This window comes from Carboxylicivirga mesophila (genome assembly GCF_018271975.1).
Taxonomy (GTDB): Bacteria; Bacteroidota; Bacteroidia; order Bacteroidales; family Marinilabiliaceae; genus Carboxylicivirga; species Carboxylicivirga mesophila.
Genome location: NZ_JAGUCN010000009.1, coordinates 88,094 through 109,956, shown reverse-complemented (window position 1 = coordinate 109,956; position 21,863 = coordinate 88,094). Strand labels below are relative to the sequence as shown.

The following is a 21,863-nucleotide window of genomic DNA, read 5'->3' as shown; positions in this document are numbered from 1 at the left end:
TTTCGATTCGATTATTTCTCATAAAGTGTTTCCGGACCAGACTCCCCTGTGCGTATCCTGAAGGTGTCTGCTATGTCGGTAACAAAAATGCGTCCGTCGCCTATTTCGCCGGTTTTAGCAGCGTTGATGATGGCCGCTACTGTCTTGTCCATATTTTCATCGCGTACAATTATTGACAGCAGGCGTCGTTCAATAATACTGGTGTCATAGACTGTACCTCTGTATAAATGTCCCTCGCGGGCAACGCCTGTACCTCTTACATCCCAGTATGAGAAGAATGTTATGTCCTGTTCTTCCAGCGCTTTTTTTACAGCTTCGAAGCGTGTTAAGCGGATAATTGCTTCAATCTTTTTCATGTGCTAATGTTTTAATGGTCAAATAGCTTTGTGATAAGACTTGCTATTTATCCGAATTGTACAGGATAAATATGACAAGCCTGCTTTGGCATATTTTGAATGAAAAATAAAGGTGGCTCGTTGATGGCGATAAAGGTTTAAGCTAATTAGGACAATGTGATTGAGCCACCCCTATTTTCATTCATAGATTTGGTTTGTGTGTGTTAAAATGAATAAATAGCTGCAATCAGGAATTGCGATGCAGACTTTGTGATTTCATCATTATTATCAAGGAAGATTTCATCTTTAGCAGAATCCATTCTGAGTTCACTTGACAGTGTAAAAGGTCCATGATAGTAGTTGAGTGTAATAGTGTTTGAGAAAACACTTTCGGTATCAATTAACCAGTTGTTTTCTTTTTCTTTATAATATTCGGCTCGATAACCGATAGCCACTTTATCAGAAAAGCTATATTGAGGATATAATGCGAAACCTGTATAACCGGCATCGCCATACTTGTCGGCTACTGAGTAATCGGCAGCATTTAATCCAAGATAAAACGCGTCTGAAATTTGATAGCCGGTTGTTAAATCTATAATAGTGCCAGATTCAGGCCCAGTCAAGAAATTGATATATGCATCCCATCCATCAACCGGCGATAGTGCTAATTGTCCTCCAAAATCAGAAAGGCCATTCATATCCTGGTAAACATTCCAATCATTAAATACCCCAAGCATTAAGGCTACGCTTTCACTAATCGACCAATCCACCTTAAATCCGGCATTTTGAAACGGACCTGCCGAAAATAAGTATGAGGTGGAGTAGTTAAAATTTGCAGCAGGTGAGATAACCTCGTAGCCAACAAATGTTCCCATGTAGCCAGCTGTTAACGATACAGCATCGCTTACTGCATAGCTGATGTATGCATTCTGAATATTGACACTTTGTGTTTCGACTTCGCCAAAAGTGGTTAGAAAGCCAACACTTGGTATAGATTTGTAGCTTCTGGGTCCAAATGAAAGCTCACCAACAAAAGTGGCCTTGCCTACAGTTTGGCTTAAGCCTAAATCAATCATACCAATCGAAATGGAATTATGGTCGTCAGCAAAACTTGTTGGAATATTCGACTGACCCGCGAAATCATATTTAAAATAGGTGTCAACCGAACCTGTTATTTCCAGGTTGTTTTTTGTTTCCTCTTGAGCGTTAGCAGTGGTTAATGCAAGCCCTAATCCCAAAATCAATAAAATCTTTTTCATAGATGAACGGTTAAAAAGTTAATTTTTGCTTTACATCTTGTTGATTGGGGGGTGTCTGCCTAAAAAAACACTTTTTATTCGTGGGTACCCCTGATTTTTCATAGGTCGACACTGCAAACATATAAAAATATTTAATTACACCCCTATCAGAATGGGGTTAAATGTGAAAATAAAGTAAAAAATAACAAAATACCCCCTAATTGAAAGGGGGTGTGTGGTAAAAAAGAGTGATTTGAAAGTAAGATGCCCCCTTTTTAATGAGGTCATATTTTCAAAATAGAAAGAATAAGGGTAGTGCTACGTGGTGTTGGGCGATATAATTACTTGAAATTCAATGAAAGTGAATAATCATACAAGGGTGTGAATAAAAATGCATTCCAGAACAAACATGTCAAATGTCATAAAAAAATACAGCTTTCGTCACGATAAGTTGGTATATATAAATGAAAATTCTATTTTTGCTTTCGAATTATAATATAAAATCACAATAAGCTTTCTGAATGAAAGATGATTTGATTATGGTTCATCCAATCCAACGGCGAGAATGAGATTCCTTACGAAGGGGGTATAAGTAGATTTTCTCTTAAACAAAACAGTATGATAAAAAGATTTCCAAATCCTCAGGGATTGTACGATCCTGCTAATGAACGTGATAATTGTGGGATTGGATTTGTGGCCAATATTAAAGGTACGCAATCCAATGAAATAGTGATGAGAGGCTTGGAGGTGCTTACGAATATGACACACCGGGGTGCCGAAAGTTCTGATAATAAATCGGGAGACGGTGCTGGTATTCTCATGCAGGTGCCTCATGAATACTTCACGACGTTCGGATTTAATCTGCCTTCAGCTGGTAAGTATGGTACCGGATTGGTGTTTCTTCCTCGGGATGAAATGGAAGCTGCTTATTGTCAGGAGGTGCTTGACAAGTTTTTTGTTGCTGAGGGATTGGAGTTGATAGGCTATAGGGATGTGCCGGTGGATAGCGATGTAATTGGGGAGATAGCCCAGGGAACTGAGCCTAAGATTTGTCAGGTGTTTGTTAAAGGAAACTATGAGCAAGATGCCTTGGAGCGTCGTTTGTACCTGGCACGAAAGCAAGCCGAAAATGCCATTAGAGCATCTGAACTAAAGGAAAAGGAAGCGTTTTACTTACCAAGTTTATCTACCAAGATATTTATATATAAAGGTATGCTCACGCCAGAGCAGTTGGGATTATATTTTCTGGATTTGAAGGACAGGCGTGTGAAAAGTGCCATTTCTTTAGTGCACTCACGTTTTAGTACCAATACTTTTCCTACCTGGGATTTGGCTCAACCATTTCGTATAATGGCGCACAATGGTGAGATCAATACCATTAAAGGTAACCGTTTGTGGATGCAGGCACGCGAGAGTCTGTTAGAGTCTGATTTATTTGGCGATGATCTAAAGAAACTATTCCCGGTGGTAACACCCAATATGAGTGACTCAGCCTCGCTGGATAACGTGCTGGAGTTCCTGTTCCTGACTGGACGCTCTTTACCTCACGCGCTGAGTATGCTGGTACCTGAATCTTGGAATAGTAAAAATCCGATTCCGAAAAGTCTGAAGGCTTATTACGAATATCACTCTACCATTATGGAGCCATGGGATGGTCCTGCTTCTATCGTGTTCTCTGATGGACGCTATGTAGGGGGTACTTTGGACAGGAATGGTTTACGTCCGTCGCGTTATGTCATTACCAAAGATGACATGATAGTGATGGGTTCTGAAGTAGGGGTTCAGACATTCCCAGCCGAAGATATAAAGGAAAAAGGACGATTGAAGCCTGGTAAGCTGTTGTTGGTAGATACACAATTAGGTGTTATTATACCTGATGAAGAAATTAAGTCGCAACTGGCTAAGCGTCACCCATATGGTAACTGGTTGAAGGAAAATCGCATTCGTATGCGCGATATCGATGTGCAGGAACGTGTACCATCAGGTTTGGGTGAAAAGTATGATGCCTATATAAAAGCCTTTGGTTATAACCGCGAAGATTTTGAGCATATTATTGCCCCTATGGCCAATACAGCAGGTGAGCCTATTGGCTCAATGGGTAACGATACGCCTATTGCAGTATTGTCTGATAAGCCGCAACGCTTTTTCTCATACTTCCGTCAGTTATTTGCCCAGGTAACCAATCCACCTATCGATCCTATCCGGGAAGGTCTTGTAATGGCATTAACCAACTATATTGGTTCCGTTTCAAAGAACCTGTTGCGAGAAGAGCCATCACAGTGTCGCTCCATTAAGTTTGAGAGCCCGCTGATGACCAATACTGATTTGGGTAAGATTAAGGATTATATGCGTGAGGAGTTTACGCATGTTAAGATTCCGATGACTTTCCCTGTTAATAAAGGCGGTAAAGGACTGGAGGAAGCTCTGGAGTCAATATGCCAGGCGGCTGAAAAAGCGGTTGATGATGGCATGAATTACATCATCCTGAGTGATCGCGACATTGATGAGCAGCATGCACCTGTGCCATCCTTATTGGCTGTTGCTGCTACGCACCACCACTTGATTAAAGCCAAAAAGCGTATGCAGGTAGGTTTGGTTGTAGAAACGGGTGAAGCGCGCGAGGTGATGCATTTTGCCTTGTTGCTTGGTTTTGGAGCCAGTGTAATTAATCCTTATGTGTGTTTTGCTGCTATCAATGAAATGGTGAAAGCAGGTAAGATTGACATGGATTATGCAACCGCACGCGAAAACTATATCAAAGCAGTTGATAAAGGGCTGTTGAAGGTATTGTCGAAGATGGGTATCAGTACCCTGCGTTCGTATCATGGCGCCCAGATCTTCGAGGCGATTGGCGTTTCAGAAGAGGTAATCAGTAAATACTTCATTGGCACACCTACCAAGATTGGTGGTGTAGGGCTGGAAGAAATTGCACAGGAGAGTATCCTTGATAATAATAAGGCATTTAAGCCTGCTTTTCAGAGTAACCCGTTTGATACAAAAGGTAGCTATGCCTACCGTAAATATGGCGAAAAGCACGGGTGGAACCCAGAAACCGTTGGATTGCTGCAATGGGCTACTTCCGAAGGAGACTATAGTAAATACAAAGAATACAGCCGTCAGGTAGATGCCGATAACAAAACGCCATTGTTTATTCGCGGCCTGATGAAGCTCAAAGACAGAAAGCCGATTGATATCAGTGAAGTGGAGCCGGCTTCGGAGATTATGAAACGCTTTGTTACAGGGGCCATGTCATATGGTTCTATCTCGAAAGAGGCGCACGAAGCTATGGCGTTGGCCATGAATGCAGTGGGTGGACGTAGTAATACCGGTGAAGGTGGTGAAGATGCAGAACGTTTTAAGAGTCCTGCTCGTAGCTCCATTAAGCAGATTGCCAGTGGTCGTTTTGGGGTAACCAACAACTACCTGACCAATGCCGATGAGCTGCAGATTAAAATTGCTCAGGGTGCCAAGCCTGGTGAAGGTGGTCAGCTACCCGGATTTAAAGTGGATAAGATCATTGCCCGCCTGCGTAACTCAACGCCTGGTATCACTTTGATTTCGCCTCCTCCTCACCACGATATCTATTCAATCGAGGATTTGGCGCAGCTTATCTACGACCTGAAGAGCACCAATCCGTCAGCACGTGTGAGCGTGAAGCTGGTATCGGAAAATGGTGTAGGTACTGTTGCAGCAGGTGTTGCTAAAGCGCATGCCGACCTGATTGTTATCAGTGGTACAGAAGGTGGAACGGGTGCCAGCCCAACCAGTTCAATCAAGCATGCTGGCTTGCCAGTTGAGATAGGCTTATCTGAAGCACAGCAGACGCTGGTGATGAATAACCTGCGCGGACGTGTTAAGTTACAGACGGATGGTCAGCTGAAGACCGGTCTGGACGTGATGAAGATGGCTATGCTGGGAGCAGAAGAGTATGGTTTTGCCACTTCAGCTCTGGTAACACTCGGTTGTGTGATGATGCGTAAGTGTCACCTGAATACTTGTCCGGCAGGTATAGCTACCCAGGATGAGGAGCTACGTAAACGTTTTATCGGCAAATATAAATACGTCGTTAACTTCTTTAACTTCATTGCTGAAGAAGTGCGTGAGTACCTGGCTCAGCTCGGTTTTAAATCGCTGGATGAAGTGATTGGCCGTACCGATTTGCTGGAGCAGGATGCAAATGTTTCTAACTGGAAATCAAAAGGCGTTGACTTAAGTCGTTTGTTATATTTCCCTGAGGAAGGGAAGAAATACCCAATCCGCAACACCACTGAGCAGGATCATAAATTGGATGAGGTGTTGGATCGCAGCCTGATCAAACAGGCACAGCCGGCGCTGATTAATAAGCAGAAGGTGTGGATGGCAAGCGATATCATCAACACCGACCGTACGGTTGGAGCCATGCTATCGGGTGAAGTATCTAAGAAGTATGGAGAAGAAGGTCTGCCTAAGAATACGATTAACTGTACCTTCCATGGTTCGGCAGGCCAAAGTTTTGGTGCCTTCCTGGCTAAAGGGGTAAGTTTCCGGCTGGAGGGTGATGCCAATGATTACATGGCCAAAGGATTATCGGGTGGTAAAATCATCGTTGTGCCGCCAAATGGTTCAAGCTTTAAGCCCGAAGAGAATATTATTATCGGTAACACGGTTCTCTATGGTGCCACAAGCGGTTTTGTGTATGTGAGAGGAGTAGCGGGCGAGCGTTTTGCTGTGCGTAACTCAGGCGCCCATGCCGTTGTCGAGGGTGTTGGTGATCACTGTTGTGAATACATGACAGGTGGACGAGTGGTGGTGCTTGGACCAACAGGACGCAACTTTGCAGCTGGAATGAGTGGTGGTATTGCCTATGTGCTTGATGAAGAAGGCAACCTGGATTACTATTGTAATAAGGGATTGGTGGACTTAACGCCAGTTGAAGATGCCGCCGATGTGCAGGAACTGCAGTTTATGCTCAATAAGCACCTGTTGCATACTAATAGTAGTAAGGCTCAGGAAGTGCTGGTTAACTGGACCTCTTACCTGCCCAAATTTGTGAAGGTGATTCCTTTTGAATACAAAAAGGTATTGCAGGAGCAAAAGATAAAGGAGCTGGAGCGTAAGTTGCGCGAAACAGAAGATGCGCCTTATATCAGAGAATAGGGTAAGTGAATGGTTATTTCTCCCATCGCCTTTTGGCACTTCCCCAGAGGAAGATTTATAGAGGTCAGGGGCATTTCTCCCCTTGGGGAGATGCCCGGAGGGAGTGGGGTTTAGATTAAAATAATATTCAGCTTGTAGTTAAAAAGATTAAGTAGCTATCAGCTATAAATAAAAGAACATCGGGGGACAAAAGGAGAATGAGTGATAAAAGGCTCAAAGGAGCCACCCCGATTTCTTTAAAAAATACGATTATGGCAGATCCAAAAGGTTTTATAAAATATGGACGTAAAGAAGGTGGTTACCGTCCTGTAGCCGAACGTGTAGATGATTATGGTGAGGTGGAGCAAACACTCAATGTGGCTGATCGCACCCTCCAGGCATCGCGTTGTATGGATTGTGGTATACCATTTTGTCATTGGGCTTGTCCGGTTGGTAGTAAAATACCTGAGTGGCAGGATGCTGTGTATAAAGGAGAATGGAAGCTGGCAAGTGAAATACTGCACTCAACCAATAGTTTTCCTGAATTTACAGGGCGTATCTGCCCAAACCCTTGTGAGAAATCATGTGTGTTGGCAATACATGAAGAAGCTGTCACCATTCGTGAGAATGAGTGCTCGGTGGTGGAGCGTGCTTTTGAAGAAGGGTATATTGAACCTCGTATTCCGGCACATAGAACAGGGAAAAAAGTGGCGGTTGTGGGATCTGGTCCGGCGGGCTTGTCGGTAGCCGATCTGCTCAATCAGGCGGGGCATTCAGTCACGGTTTTTGAGAAGGATGATGCAGTAGGTGGTTTGTTGCGCTACGGGATTCCTGATTTTAAGCTCAATAAAAAGGTGATTGATCGCCGTGTGGCTATCTTCGAAAAAGAAGGTATTCAGTTTAAAACCAATGTGAGTGTTGGTGAAACCGTAAAAGGCGAAGAGCTGGCGAAAGAATATGATGCCGTGGTATTAACCATTGGTGCTATGCAACCACGTGATCTGCCTGTCGAAGGACGCGATTTGGATGGGGTGCATTTTGCAATGGATTTTCTGAAACAGCAAAATAAGGTCAACAGAGGCGAAGTGTTTACCAATGGCGATCGTCTTTTGGCAACCGGTAAAAATGTATTGGTGATTGGTGGAGGAGACACGGGTTCTGACTGTGTGGGTACATCTAACCGCCAGAAAGCCAATTCGGTGACGCAGATTGAGATATTGCCTAAGCCACCACAAAAAAGAGCGGCTGGAAACCCATGGCCATACTGGCCAACCACGCTTAAAACATCTACTTCACATGCAGAAGGATGTGAGCGTAAGTGGAGCCTCAATACCAAGCGTTTCATTGGTGAAAACGGTAAACTGAAGCAGGTAGAGCTGGTTGAGGTAGAATGGACGAAAGGAGATAACGGGCAGTGGCAGATGAGTGAAAAGCCAGAGACGGCTTATAAGATGGATACCGAATTGGTATTGCTGTCCATGGGATTTGTGAGCCCGGTGCATGAGGGATTGGTGAAGGAATTTGGTTTGGAGCTGGATGCTCGCGGAAATATTAAAGTTGATGCCCAGTATCAGACCAGTAAGGCCAATGTGTTTGCTGCAGGTGATGCTTCTAATGGCGCCAGCCTGGTGGTTACCGCCATCGCCAAAGGGCGCGAGGCTGCCAAAAGTGTGCATGAGTTCCTGACGAAAGAATAAAAAATATCAGCCAATGGCTGAGGTTAATTAGGGTTGTTACAAAGAGAAGTCGTTCCGTTTTGGAGCGGCTTTTTTTGTGCGGTGAAGGGAAGGTGTTAATGTACGACTCCGCTAGGTGTCGTATGTTAATAAGCCCACGGCGTGCAATCATAAATAAGGCCGTTTCAAGAGTAGAACGGCCTTATGATCAGAGGTGTGAAGTTTATTCACTCACCTTTTCTGAATCCCTACGTGTTTTGCGTGCCCTGGCATTGGAAGTTACCGAGCTGATAATCTCGTTAATGGTATTTATCAAAGGCGTAATCTCACTGTTTGGGCTAAACATAGCCATGCTCTCAAGGTATCTTAACGACGCGAGTAAATCTTCATACAGCTGTTTGCGAGTGATAGTTAATAAAGGCTTGTCTTTGGCGTTCAGCTCTTCGCGGTTGGTGCTGACCGTTTCAAATTCCTGCTGGCATTGGTCTATTCGAGCTATCCACTCGCCCAGGTTGGTTGTTGCCAGGTGGGTGGCTGCAGGTTCCTTTTTTATTTCCGACAACAGTGTGTTGAAGGCTGCCGATTGTTCGGCGTAACCACTCCGGTGCATTGACCAGCCATTACGACGGATAATTTCAACCAGGGCATAAGCAGCTTCTTTTGTGCTTGTATCCCAATGGTAGGTCAATGCTTCGGCACTGGTTCTTAGTCCCATAAATAGCTCATCGCGTTCTAAATCGATCGCTTCCATCTCCTTGGTGAGCGGATTAACCTTTTGCCGGTTAAGTGCCTGGTCAAAAATGTCAAAATTCTGATTAATACGTGATGTAAGCGCTGTTTTTAATGCCTCATCAATGCCTGAATCATTAGTGGCTGTAACAATGTTTTTAACAAGTGTGTAGAATTCACTTGAATTTAAATAATTGTTTAGAATTGGTTTAATCATAGTATTAAATTTAGTTTGTTGCATTGAAACTAAACAAAAAATACAATAGAACAAAATAAATATACAACAACTATTTTTCGCTTAGAGATTTGATTGAATGTAGTAAGCACTGGTAAAGTGTTTAATGTAAGGCATATGAAAGCGTTGTGTTGTATGGTATACAAATCTATTACTGGATGAGTTGATGGAAATGTGAATGGTAATCAAAATTATTCACTCTAAAGTGATGCCGCAAAGTTGTGGAGTGCAAATTATCATCATGGTGGATGCTGCGCACAATTGTTTGGTATAATTCAGGTCATTAAAAATGACTCCACACTTTTGCAGAGCACCTTTATAGGCCTTAAAAATGACTCCGCAAACTTGTGGAGCCATTTTTAGCTTCGTGATTAACACCTTGCAGATTTGTTGAATGGTATTCGTTGGCGTAAAAGTACCTGCGCAAAGTTGCGTGCTTTGCTTTATACCATATGTTGTAGCTCCACAAGTTTGGGAAGTGATAATAAACAGGGACAAACGAACTGAAAAATTGAAGGCTTACTGCCTTCGTTAAGCATCTGCGAGAGAATGGTGTTTTTAATGACTGACACACAATAGCAATCATGTTATCTATTATTGTATTTTTAAGGTGTACATAAGGGGGTATAAGCATAGTGCTGTCTATCTCTTAGTTAGGTCTAATTATGAAAAAACGACGCACAATATTAATTACGCTAATAAGTATCTTAACAGCTTATTTGCTATTCAATTATTTAAATGTCGGTGGATATATAATTCCAATTCATATGAGTAAGAGTACTATCCATCCAGAAAATAAGGAACAACAAATTATCGATTTTAAAGTATTTAATCTTGTAACGCCTTTAGGTTGGCAAGACAAAGGTTTTAAAGTTGGAGATGAGGGAGAGTGGTATGGTTACATCAAGAATGGTAAAACAAAATTTTTGTATGAATATGGCATAACTGCATCTCCAGCGGTTATGACATTGAAAGAATATTTATTTTGGTCTAGGAACAGTCTTTCAATAATGGGGCAAGAAGTAATTGAATCAGAAACTGACTCTACAATAACAGTAAGCTATAAGCGGCTCTTTGACCCAGATAAAACAGATACCATAAAAACAGGAAAACTTACAGACTCACTATTAAGAATTCATCCTATACCGCCACAAGTATTTGAAAGAGACTGTAACTATTACAGCATAACACAATATCAAGACACATCATATTTTATACATATAAAAGTTCCAGACTATATCATAAATTCGGACATAAATAACCTGAATCAAGACGGATTTACTTATAATGTTGTTAGGTCTAAGACAGAAAAAAGTGGCTTTACAAAAGTAACTGTAAATTCACCTGACTTCTTCACATTTTCATTACGTGGGGAAAATTTGAATTCAATTATGCAAGAAGAACTAATAACTATTGGAATGTCACTAAAATTTAACGAAGAAGAAAGAATAGCTAAACCCAATAATGGCTTATAAAGCATAAGTGAGCCGACTCATTTTGGTCGGTCCGCAGCTTCGGCGAGCAGCGCCAAAGGTTGATTTGGCTTTTAAAATGAAAAAGATAAAAACAAATACAACGCTTTGGCTCCGTGAAGTTCGAGAGTGAGTACGGTTAAATTCACTTACGCTTCATAGCCTTTTCCGTTGGTGTTCATTAAACCCACACATATCTTAACTAATATGAAAGAACTATTAAAACTTTTATTCATCACATTAATCCTTTCAAGCTGCAAAACTTCCAATGATGGATTCATTATTAATGGCCATATCGAAGGTTTAAATGACAGTACTTTAATCACGCTATACGATTTAGACCAAGAAGTAAACTTAGATTCTGCTATTTCTATAAATGGTAATTTTAAATTGAGCGGAAAAGTTGAATATCCTACCAGTTGCTGGATAAAATGTTTAGACGAATATGCTAATATTCAAGTTGAGAATGTTGATATAACTTTTGAATCACCAATTAAAGATATGCATCTCAATAGTGCAATAAATGGTGGAAAAGAACAGGAACTACAAAATAAACTAAAAAAGCTTCAACGCCCCTATGACTTAATATATTTTGGTGCTGTAGATAGTTTTATGAATAAAAAATATTCAGATGACGTTGAAATGCAAAACTTAATTAAAAGATTCAGCGAATCACAATCGGCGTCACATGAAATTTATGTAGACTTTGGGAAAAAGCACTCCAATTCATTTTATGGTTTAAATATCGTCTATATGAATCGCCAAAGCATCCCACGTGACACATTAGAAGCAATCTTTCAAAACTTACCAGTTTCAATTGAATCAACACCAACTGCAAAGGCTTTGAATGTCTATTTGTATGAGAAAATTGCAAAGATAGGTGATTCATTTATTGATTTTGAAGCTAACACAATAGATGGTCAACAATTCAAGTTATCCTCTTTAAAAGGACAATACATTTATCTGTCATTTTGGAGTGCAGGATGTAGACCTTGTAGGATGGAGAATAAGTATCTAAGTGAAAATTTTGACCAGGTACCTGATAATTTATCCATCGTTAGTTTCTCTGTAGATAAAAACAAAGCCGCTTGGGTTAACGCTTCTAAAGCAGACAACATAAATTGGCATAATGTATCTGATAATGCGGGAACTAAAGGGAAGATTAAAACCCAGTATCAAGTCCAAGCAATACCAACTTCATTTTTGATTGACAAAGATGGTGTGATAATAAAGAAATTTAAGGGTTTCGATAGGAATGGTAATTTGATTGAAAAACTTAAAGAGACTATTGATAAAATATAATAACGAAACGCCAACAAACCGCAATAAAGCATAGCAGGCGGCAGCATAGTTTGGTTGGGCCGACCTTGCTCGGCGCAATTGGTAATTCCATCGAACCAAACAAGTAGTTTAAAACTACTTATTAAGCCCAACGAAGTCGCAGACTTCGCTTAGTATTAAAAATCAGCATATTTAAGATGTCCTTAAATCAAGTATTTAATAAATAAATATAATCCTAACAAATGACTAAATTCATTATAATAACATACTTATTATCTTTTTTTCTGATTAGCTCTGCTCAGACTAAAATCAAAAAAAGGAAGAACATCTTTAATATTGAGTTGACTACCATTGATAAGTCTACAAAACTAAATCATGGAGATTATCTTAAAATTGATAAAGTCAGCAAAGATACAGTCGTATATGGAAAGTATATAAATGGAGTTAAGGTTGGCATCTGGCGTTATTACGGTTCTGACAACGATATTTATCTCAAGTATGACTTTGACAATAAGAAGGTTATTGAAATTTCGGAGTCTATAAATTCGATTGATACTTTTTTAGTGGAAACAAATACGGATCAGTTCGAATTAAAAACAGTAGATAGACCTCCACTTATGCTAGATGGAGAGTTTGAGCTAGAAAAACTAGCTGCTATTAGTTTTGAACCAGACATATTCGATCTTTTAGAAAAAGAGTATGAATTTATTATGGCGGCTATTATTATTGATAAAAACGGAGTGCAACAAGACGTATCAATAGAGAAAGAACTCGAAGAGAGCATCAATGAAGATGTAATAAATGCGTTCAAGAAAATTAGGTTCGATTGGTTACCTGCCATAAAAGAAGGAGAAAGAGTTAGGTCAAAAATCCATTTATGTATCCATATTTATAATAATTATGAAGTCCTCCAAAAAATGATACAACACTTACCTCAAAACCCCTATACAAGACACGTTTTTTATAGATACGAATTAACGCTCCCTAATAACTAAGCATTCTGGCTGGTTGAAAACCCTCGCGGCGTAATTTGTAATTACGTCGAACCAAACAAATAGTTTAAACTACTTATTAAACCCAACGAAGTCGCAGACTTTGCTTAGCTATGGTTGTATAGCAAATTGTAGTGTATCTGTTAGTTGGGCATCGTGTAATAAGTAGTGCCGCAAAAAAAATGAATACTTAATATGCAAAACTTAGTTCTCCTATTATTCGTGTTTACAATCTTTTATGGAGTTAAGAAGAGCTTCTCTGATAAATCAAACCTGAAGCCAAAGATTCTAAATATGGCTATAATGTTATTGTTTTTTTACAGTTTATCAATGAGTGAAATGTTGATCTTAACATCTCTTCCATATGATTTTAAAGCAATAATGTCTGCAGAATATGAGAAAATTGGGGTTTTATCAGCAGGAGTATCATTGTCGGTTTTCATCTTAGATTTAGCAGTCGGATTAATATTAGGTATTAATTTGGTTGGTTTGGTTGGACTTAAAGAAAAAGCTAGACATACATTTATTATTCTGTTACCAATTTATTTATTGACACACTTATTTGATTCTTATAAGTATTTAATTCGTAAGCAGGAACAAGATTTTTATTTTATCTATGTTGCACAAATAACAATTGTGACAGCTTTGGTCATTTATACATATACAAGACCTTTTATGAAAAGAATTTTTCTTGGAACTAAATTGAAAAAAACTAATACTAATATAAATCACGAAGGCCCAACAATGGCTAATAAAGCATAAGTGAACCATCATATTTTGGTTGGTTCGCAGCTTCGGCAGGCATCGAGGGTGAAAAAGGGTACTCTCGCTCGGCGCAATTGGTAATTACATCGAACCAAACAAATAGTTTAAAACTACTTATTCAACCAAACGAAGTCGCAGACTTGACTTAGCTGAGGGTTCAATTCCCCCTCCCTACTGTCTGAAATTGAACTAAGAAATAATAAATATGAGTTTAGATTTAAATGTTTTTGTAAAACAAGTTGACGATTCAATTATTCCAAAATGGATGGAGCGAATGAATCAATTTGATATGGAATGTGAAATTCATCCAGACTTTTCTTTTGATGACCACAGCGGATTTTTACCATTTAGAATAAAGTTTAAAAATACTGAGAACGAAGAATTCAAAGACAAAGAATTTATATCAGGATTTGAGTTTTATAAGGACGAATTTGACTTACAAAAAGAGCTTGACTCAATTCAACCTAAAAAGACTTTGATTCAAAGACTACTAAATAAGCCAACAGAAAAGGTTGAATATGTAAATACAGAGATAGACTCTAAACTTGCGGATTGTAAATTGGTTTTGACTTTTAATTGGGGTTCACAAAATTCGCTTGAACTTAGAATGTCTTCGCTTTCTTCGGCAATCATATCAGAATTGACTGATGGAGTTTGTTGTTATCCTGCTGATGACATCTGGTATGACAACAAAACAATTGTTGAAGATGCTTATAAAGAGCTAAAGGAATACGAAAACTCATTACAACCAACTGACTGGAAAATGAATGAATTTGAAGGTTGGAATGATTGAAAAATATTGAATGCCAACAATATGTATAAGTAATTGCGGTTCACATCGCCCGGCGCAATTGGTAATTCCATCGAACCAAACAAGTAGTTTAAAACTACTTATTCAACCCAACGAAGTCGCAGACATCGTTTAGCTAAGGTTGTTACAAAGAGAAGTTGTTTCGTTTTGGAGTGGCTTTTTTTGAATCGAAATTTTTCCAATACGTGTAACCATTTACTTCATTGTCTCATATACAGGAAAGAGCATACATACAAACTATCAGAATAGTGGAAAATAATACGAATATGAGGAGTTTAGTGAAGTTGTGGGTGGTGGTGCTTTCGGTGTTTTTTATAGCATGCGAAAGCGATGAGATGATGGATGCCTATAGCAAGCATGGCGTGGAGCACGATAAGAGTGTGTTGAAATCAAGCACCGAATCACTGAATAATGAGCTGGAGCAGTTAAGCCAAACGCGCTTTGCAGCCATTAGTCACTCAATGTTTGGTCGCCTGGATGGGCATGAAGTTTCGGGCAATGCTTTGTTTCTGAAAGCTGTTGTTGAGGTGGGCGAGCTGATGTATAACAATGCATCTCAAAACTGTTATTTCGAAGAGCTCATGACCTTAACATTTGATAAAGATTACTATTGCAGCTTGCTGGCCAAGGAAGGATGTGGCGTATGGGCCTGGGATGATGCCAATAGTACATTTATTAAAGTGGAAGAGCACGAAACAGATGTCATATTTCAGTTTCCGGCTACCAACGAAATACCTGGTGATACGGCTCTGCTGACTATTTCTGACCTGGCCTTTTATTCGGGTGATTTCCCTGATAAAGGTGATGTTTTGGAAGATGGCACAGTGATAGAACAAGCACTTGAAAAGTTACATTTCAGCATAAAGGTGAAGGATGAACTGGTGCTTGCCAGCAATGTAAATGCCACGTTTACGTACGATGGCTATTTCGAGGTGGTGGCAATGACATTTAACCCAACTCCTTATAATTTGAGTGGTGAATTGGGTAAAGATGAGCAGAATGGCTATTGGTTGCTGACATTCAACAATGATGCTGACCGGGTGTTGGGACATCTGCTGGACTTATCTTTTGATGAGCATGATGAGCAAATGCCGGTTGAGCAACTGATTAACAGTTTGGCCATAGAAGAAGTCGTGTTTAATACAACAGCCGAAACAGGTGAGTTGTATAATGAGCTGCTTAAGGTGGACGATCTGCAGGCTGACAGTAAAGCGTATGCCGAGGCTTTGGCCAGTGCTTTAAACAACTATGCAGCCATGGATGTAAGGTATCTGAATGATAACAAGATAATAGCAAAGGCACATGCGGTGCCCAAAGCGCGGATGGATGAAGCCGGCAGTTGGTGGGTTGATTTGGAGCTTGAGTTTAGTGATGGTTCGCGTGAGAGCGGTGAAGTGTACTTTGATGACTTTCTGGCCCAGTTTAAACTGGAGCTTGAGCAAATGGTAGCTGAATTTGCCAGTAAGTTTGGGGTGTGACTCTTGATGCCTGATTATATAAAAAATCGATGAAGTAAGAAAGGTGCTATAACAGGCACCTTTTTTATGTAGAGGGTTTACTAAAATGAAGGGAAACAATTTTTGTACTAATAATCTATAACTTCATCACCTCATTCCGGCCTTTCCGCTCTGGCGGAATAAAGCCTGCTTAAGGAGAAGGTGACCTTGCTGGAAAGGGCAACTATCTCTAATGTAAGATATTATTATTGCTGAGTCATGGCTTCCTCTCCTTGAAGGAGAGGTGTTTTCTTACGAATAAGTTCGTAATTGTCTTTTTGGATTCTCGTACACCCTCTTTTTATGTAGATGAGTTTTATAACAGGTATCTAATCATTGGTTGGCTGAGGAGGTAAAATAAATTCCAGGGGGATGTTTAAGCGCTGTCGCCAGGCTTCTTCACTATGTGTGGCTCCTTTAAATTTCAACGATTGATAGTTGATGTCCTTTTTGTAGCCCTTGGCCATAAAAATGGAGTCAACTTTTGTTTGGTAGGGTTCATAAAGAGCGTCCAGATCGACGGTGCCATAATCAAAATAGATACGGTGTGTTTTGGCATTGGCTATATTCTGTTCCAGGTACTTTAGAGTGATGCCATCAACGGCAGGCCAATGTGTCGACATGCAAATGGCAGCTCCAAAAATGCCGGGGTATTCGCACATGGCATAGCAGCTGATTAAACCGCCCATGCTTGAGCCCATAATAATGGTATTCTGCTTATTACTTAGGGTGCTGTATGTCTTATCGATAAAGGGCTTCAGTTCGCGCACAATAAAACGCAGGTATTTATCGGCCAGCATGCCATCCAATAATACCGAAGGTTCAATATAAATCTCTTCCTTTTTGAGGATAGCCTGTTGTTGCTCTTCAGCTATCAGCTTCCAGCTTCTTTGTGGGAAATATTCGGCATGGCGTTTTTTGCCATTATTCCATATGCCTACTACTATGCAATCACGTATCCGGTGGTTATTCATCAGGCTCGCTAATACTTCGTCAACTCCCCATTCCTGTTTATTCCAGGTGCTGGTGGCATCAAACAGCATCTGGCCATCATGCATATATATCACAGCATATGTTTTATCCTGTGAGTATCCGTCGGGTAACCACACATCAATATTGCGGGCATCTACATAGTTGGAAGGAAACGTTTCGTGGCGGACGATTTTACCGGCAGCTACTTTTATGCTTTGAGCAAAGGTGCCTGCCGTAAAAAGTGATAGCAAAATGGATAGCAGCGTTTTCATGCGTTTGATATTAGTGGGTATTTGTGATAACAGCTTAATATCTGTTATTGTGCAGAAAACGTCAAGACTTTGTTTTGTAACTTACTGATAAGGGAAGGCTCTTAACTGTATGCAGAGCCTTCCGTAAAGTTCTCTTAGTATTCGAAATCAACGCATGAGCGTGCTTCCAATACCTCACGTATTATTTTACCAACGGCCAAATGGTCGGGGTGTTTGGCGTAAATCTCCAGGTCTTCCATATTATTAAAGGTGGTGGTCAGGGCAATGTCGAACTGTTCATTGGGATTGCAATTAACGCCTACTTCAATAGACAGTAGTGCATCTATTTTATCGTCAAGAGCCAGCAAGCCCTTTTTTATTTCCTCAATTTTTGCGGCTTTCAGGTTTTCGCTGTCAAAGCTTTTCAGTTGAAAGAGTACAATGTGCTTAATCATAATCGAATATTTTACTTATTTTGTCGGTTACTAACAAAGCAAAATTAGTAAAATGCTGATTATTGGAATAGCTGGCGGGACAGGTTCCGGCAAAACAACTGTGGTACGTAAAATTATGGAGCAGCTGCCCGAGGGCGAAGTGGCCATCTTGCCGCAGGATTCATATTATAAAGATAGCAGGCATTTGCCCCTTGAAGAGCGGCAGAAAATAAATTTCGATCATCCCAATGCCATCGAATGGGAATTGTTGATTAAGCATATTGCCGACCTGAAAGCAGGCCGTGCGGTGGATATGCCCCAGTATTCGTACTTATCATGTACGCGCTCTGAAGAGACGGTAACTGTTGAGCCGCGAGATGTGATTATTGTTGAAGGCATTCTGATTTTAGGTAACTGTCAGTTGCGCGAGTTGATGGACCTGAAGGTGTTTGTGCATGCCGATGCGGATGATCGCTTGTCAAGAGTGATACAGCGCGATATTATGGAGCGTGGACGAACGGTTGAAAAGGTGCTTCAGCGCTACGATGAAACAGTGAAGCCGAGTCATCTGCAGTTTATTGAGCCCACCAAACGCTATGCCGATTTGATTGTGCCGCAAGGTGGTAATAACCATATTGCCATTAATATTCTCACGCATTTCATTGAACGTAACCTAACCAGCCTAAATTAATTGCTATGCTTGATGCCGTCAGAGTAGAAGATATCATGTTTCTGGATATCGAAACAGTGCCGCAGGAGGCCAGTTTTGAAAATGTAACGCCCGAATTGCAAGTGCTCTGGGATAAAAAGTCGGCTTATTTCAGGGCTGAGGATGAGTCTGCAGGCGATGTGTATGGCCGGGCAGGCATCTATGCTGAGTTTGGAAAGATTGTTTGTATATCGGTTGGCGTGATTTCGGCTCGCGGAGGCAAGCGAATTTTTCGGGTTAAGTCATTTGCAGGCGATAATGAAAAGGTGCTGCTCGAAGATTTTGGTCAGATGCTAAACGGATTTGCGCGTGATATGCATAAGAATATATGCGGGCATAATGCCAAGGAATTTGACTTCCCCTATATTGCCCGCCGAATGCTTATCAATGGCGTTAAGTTACCTCCTATTCTGGATGTGGCAGGAAAAAAACCATGGGAAGTGAAGTTTATGGATACCATGGATATGTGGAAGTTTGGCGACTACAAACATTATACATCCCTTAACCTGCTGACAACCATTTTTGATATTCCTTCGCCCAAGGATGATATTGACGGAAGTCAGGTGGCACAAGTGTTTTATGAAGAACGTGATGTCGAACGTATAGCCCGCTATTGTGAGAAGGATGTGTTGGCAACGGCTCAGTTGTTTTTGCGCTTCAAGGGAGAAGAGCTGATAGCTGAGGATGCGGTTGAGCATGCCTGATGATTGTTGAGTTGTTGATTTGACAATCTGCTGGATGCGATTAGCATGTTGCTGGTGAAACAGGCTACCAACCCTTGATTTTCGATTTTTGTGCAGTTGCTCTTTCTTCGAGGGAAAGTGCCGTCAGGCGATGGAGGCTCTTCTCTAATCTTATATCTTGCATCTGGTTTCTGTCCGTTAATAAACTCTATCAACTTAACAAACAACCAAATCTGAACATAAACAGAATCAATCAGTCCAATAAGAAATACGCCAGGGTCTTAATAAGCAGTTCGGGCTGTTCGGCATGCAGCCAGTGGCCTGCATTGGGGATACTCACAACTTCAGCAGTTTTAAAGAATTTGCGCATCACCAATGTGTCTTCATCCATCACATAGCCCGATTTTTCACCCCTTATAAAGATAGAAGGAATGTTGACGTTTAGTTCATCCGGGTTAAGTTCTGAAAAGCCATCCATTATTTGTTCCAGCGTTTCTTTAATGACTGGCAGGTTAAGACGCCAATGGTAGGTGTCCTCTTTACTGCGATTAACATTTTTCAAGAGAAACTGGCGTAGCTTCTTGTCGGGAAGACTTGTGCTTAGTTGTTGATCAATGTCTTGCCGTGATGATACCTGTGTAAAATCTACATTGAGCATGCTATCAATAATCAGCTGATGATTGTTGGTGATCTGTGCATAATTACTGAATGAGGCATACGATTTTGGTGCAATGTCGAGAATCACCAGTTTACTGATGCGCTCGGGATGTGTGAGAGCAAAGCGCATGGCTGTTTTACCACCCATCGAGTGTCCAACCAGATGCGCTTTTTCAATGCCTTTGTCGTTAAAAAACTCCAGGAGGTCATCGGCCATGCACTCATAATTGTGAGTGTTGCTATGGGGCGAATGGCCGTGATTCCTTTGATCCAAAAGGTAAATGTGGTAGTCCTTTTCCAGCTGGCGGGCAATCGATACCCAATTGTCTGATGCCCCGTACAAGCCATGCAGGATAATCAGAGTGGGTCCTTTATTACCAAATTCGCGATGGAAAAGTTGCATGCCGTTTATTTTATCAATTGCTGTTTATATAGCTGAATGGTTTTTTCAAGACCAATATAAAGGGCATCGCTAATTAAAGCGTGGCCTATTGATACTTCCTTTAAATAAGGGATACGCTCATTGAAATACTTGAGGTTATCCAGGTTTAAATCATGTCCGGCGTTGATTTTCAACCCAATCTTGTTGGCCAATTCGGCTGCTTCAACAAATGGCGCGATGGCTGCTTCACGGTCTTTCGTAAAGTTGGTGGCGTAGGGCTCGGTATAAAGCTCAATACGGTCGGTATTGGTTTTAACTGCTCCCTCAATGTTCTTCAGGTTGGTGTCAACAAAAATTGAGGTGCGAATACCAGCATCACTGAAGCGACCTATCACATCCTGTAGAAATGTCATATGCGTTACTGTGTCCCAGCCTGCATTGGAGGTCAGTGCTTCTGGTGGATCGGGTACCAGTGTCACCTGGTGCGGGCGAACAGCCAAAACAAGGTCAATGAATTCTTTCGATGGATAGCCTTCAATGTTAAACTCCGTTTTAATGACCGGACGAATATCATACACATCTTTATAACGGATATGGCGCTCATCGGGTCGTGGGTGAACAGTAACACCATCACCGCCAAATTCCTGAACATCAATAGCAGCCTGCAATACATTTGGTGTATTGCCGCCCCTTGAATTTCGAAGGGTGGCTACCTTATTTATGTTAACACTAAGTTTTGTCATTGTTGTTTTATTGATGAACACCCTTTTATAAGTGATTAAATGCAAAATAAACTATCGCCTACTTTTGCTTGTTATAATGTTTGACAGTATTTTTAATACTCAAACAATTACGTCATAAAAGGGTTTTCCTTTGTCGCGCAAAATTATAAAGTATTTCGAAAAGTAATCTATGTTGGCAAAAGAATTAATATCAGAAGTTGTTCCTTCGTTAAAGACCTCAGACAGCGGGCTTGATGCCCTTAACTGGATGGAGGTTTTTAGGGTTTCGCATTTGCCAATTGTTAATAACAGGGCTTTTTTAGGTCTGATTAGTGATGTTGATATATACGATTTCAATAAGGCCGAAGAAGCATTGGGGAATCATGCATTGTCGTATGCACGGCCGTTTGTGTTTGAGCATCAGCATATATTCGATGTTATCGAGCTGGCCTCAAGGCTTAAGCTAACCGTTGTGCCTGTTGTTGATAAAGAGGAGAATTATCTGGGTCTGATTACACAAAGTGATTTATTACAGACTTTTGCCGGTTTAATTGCGGCTCACACCGAAGGTGGGATTATTGAGTTGGAGCTTATGCCCCGTGATTACTCATTGGCCGAGATAGCCAGAATAGTTGAAGATGCAGATGCTAAAATTCTGAGTTTGTATGTTTCTCAGCCTGTTGATGCTGATAAATTGTGCATAGCCATTAAACTAAACCGTATTGATGTTGGGCCGGTGCTAAATGCATTTGACAGGTACGACTATTCGGTTAAAGCAACCTACGTGGGCGACAATGCTTATGACGATACAGTGAAAAAAAACTACGATGCATTAATGAGGTATCTTAATATGTAGCGTAATAAAAAGGTAATGTATGGTATGGGCCTATGTAAATGCCGGCAGGTTG

Annotated in this window: 18 protein-coding genes; 11 read left to right on the top strand and 7 right to left on the bottom strand. The window is 40.8% G+C overall.

Annotated features, from left to right (window positions below):
- Positions 1–11 precede the first annotated feature (11 nt).
- Entirely contained in the window at positions 12–356 is a 345-nt protein-coding gene (locus tag KEM09_RS09550) for a P-II family nitrogen regulator (RefSeq protein WP_212191638.1), read from the bottom strand.
- A gap of 203 nt (positions 357–559) precedes the next feature.
- On the bottom strand, positions 560–1,594 hold the full coding sequence (locus KEM09_RS09545) for an outer membrane beta-barrel protein (protein ID WP_212227878.1): 1,035 nt from the start codon (positions 1,592–1,594) through the stop codon (positions 560–562).
- A gap of 597 nt (positions 1,595–2,191) precedes the next feature.
- On the opposite strand from KEM09_RS09545, the gene gltB reads away from it, so the two are divergent.
- Both gltB and KEM09_RS09535 read left to right on the top strand, forming a co-directional pair.
- The gene (gene gltB, locus KEM09_RS09540) at positions 2,192–6,709 is read left to right on the top strand and encodes a glutamate synthase large subunit (protein ID WP_212227877.1); all 4,518 of its coding nucleotides are present in this window, start codon (positions 2,192–2,194) and stop codon (positions 6,707–6,709) included.
- Between the two features lie 251 nt (positions 6,710–6,960).
- Complete coding sequence (locus KEM09_RS09535; RefSeq protein ID WP_212227876.1) at positions 6,961–8,385, top strand: glutamate synthase subunit beta; 1,425 nt, start codon at positions 6,961–6,963, stop codon at positions 8,383–8,385.
- A 202-nt stretch (positions 8,386–8,587) separates the two neighbouring features.
- Here KEM09_RS09535 and KEM09_RS09530 read toward each other — a convergent pair whose 3' ends face one another.
- Positions 8,588–9,310 carry a DUF6261 family protein gene (locus KEM09_RS09530; RefSeq protein ID WP_212227875.1) on the bottom strand — a complete coding sequence of 241 codons (723 nt, stop codon included), beginning with the start codon at positions 9,308–9,310 and terminating at the stop codon, positions 8,588–8,590.
- A gap of 683 nt (positions 9,311–9,993) precedes the next feature.
- Between KEM09_RS09530 and KEM09_RS09525 the strand changes: the two genes are divergently transcribed.
- The 6 genes from KEM09_RS09525 (at position 9,994) to KEM09_RS09500 (ending at position 16,127) form a co-directional block, all read left to right on the top strand.
- The gene (locus tag KEM09_RS09525; protein WP_212227874.1) at positions 9,994–10,803 is read left to right on the top strand and encodes a hypothetical protein; all 810 of its coding nucleotides are present in this window, start codon (positions 9,994–9,996) and stop codon (positions 10,801–10,803) included.
- A 204-nt stretch (positions 10,804–11,007) separates the two neighbouring features.
- A complete protein-coding gene (locus KEM09_RS09520) occupies positions 11,008–12,102 on the top strand; it encodes a TlpA disulfide reductase family protein (RefSeq protein ID WP_212227873.1) in 1,095 nt (364 codons plus the stop codon).
- A gap of 221 nt (positions 12,103–12,323) precedes the next feature.
- Positions 12,324–13,076, top strand: coding sequence for a hypothetical protein (locus KEM09_RS09515; protein WP_212227872.1), 753 nt, complete (start codon positions 12,324–12,326; stop codon positions 13,074–13,076).
- Between the two features lie 291 nt (positions 13,077–13,367).
- A complete protein-coding gene (locus tag KEM09_RS09510) occupies positions 13,368–13,835 on the top strand; it encodes a hypothetical protein (protein WP_212227871.1) in 468 nt (155 codons plus the stop codon).
- A gap of 208 nt (positions 13,836–14,043) precedes the next feature.
- The gene (locus tag KEM09_RS09505) at positions 14,044–14,631 is read left to right on the top strand and encodes a hypothetical protein (RefSeq protein WP_212227870.1); all 588 of its coding nucleotides are present in this window, start codon (positions 14,044–14,046) and stop codon (positions 14,629–14,631) included.
- A gap of 284 nt (positions 14,632–14,915) precedes the next feature.
- Positions 14,916–16,127, top strand: coding sequence for a hypothetical protein (locus KEM09_RS09500; RefSeq protein WP_212227868.1), 1,212 nt, complete (start codon positions 14,916–14,918; stop codon positions 16,125–16,127).
- 347 nt (positions 16,128–16,474) lie between these two features.
- Here KEM09_RS09500 and KEM09_RS09495 read toward each other — a convergent pair whose 3' ends face one another.
- Positions 16,475–17,389 (bottom strand): alpha/beta hydrolase, encoded by a 915-nt coding sequence (locus tag KEM09_RS09495; protein ID WP_212227867.1) that lies wholly within the window; start codon positions 17,387–17,389, stop codon positions 16,475–16,477.
- A 134-nt stretch (positions 17,390–17,523) separates the two neighbouring features.
- Positions 17,524–17,823: a Dabb family protein gene (locus KEM09_RS09490; protein ID WP_212227866.1), complete on the bottom strand. Its 300-nt coding sequence runs from the start codon at positions 17,821–17,823 to the stop codon at positions 17,524–17,526.
- Positions 17,824–17,875: 52 nt separating this feature from the next.
- On the opposite strand from KEM09_RS09490, the gene udk reads away from it, so the two are divergent.
- Entirely contained in the window at positions 17,876–18,493 is a 618-nt protein-coding gene (udk, locus tag KEM09_RS09485) for a uridine kinase (protein ID WP_212227865.1), read from the top strand.
- Between the two features lie 5 nt (positions 18,494–18,498).
- Positions 18,499–19,215, top strand: coding sequence for a 3'-5' exonuclease (locus KEM09_RS09480; RefSeq protein WP_212227864.1), 717 nt, complete (start codon positions 18,499–18,501; stop codon positions 19,213–19,215).
- Between the two features lie 232 nt (positions 19,216–19,447).
- Here the strand turns inward: KEM09_RS09480 and KEM09_RS09475 are convergent, their stop codons facing one another.
- Together KEM09_RS09475 and KEM09_RS09470 are read right to left on the bottom strand one after the other, a co-directional pair.
- A complete protein-coding gene (locus tag KEM09_RS09475) occupies positions 19,448–20,254 on the bottom strand; it encodes an alpha/beta fold hydrolase (RefSeq protein ID WP_212227863.1) in 807 nt (268 codons plus the stop codon).
- 5 nt (positions 20,255–20,259) lie between these two features.
- Positions 20,260–20,976, bottom strand: coding sequence for a pyridoxine 5'-phosphate synthase (locus KEM09_RS09470; protein WP_212227862.1), 717 nt, complete (start codon positions 20,974–20,976; stop codon positions 20,260–20,262).
- 169 nt (positions 20,977–21,145) lie between these two features.
- Between KEM09_RS09470 and KEM09_RS09465 the strand changes: the two genes are divergently transcribed.
- Positions 21,146–21,811, top strand: a complete 666-nt coding sequence (locus KEM09_RS09465; protein ID WP_212191539.1) for a CBS domain-containing protein — start codon at positions 21,146–21,148, stop codon at positions 21,809–21,811.
- Positions 21,812–21,863: the final 52 nt, after the last annotated feature.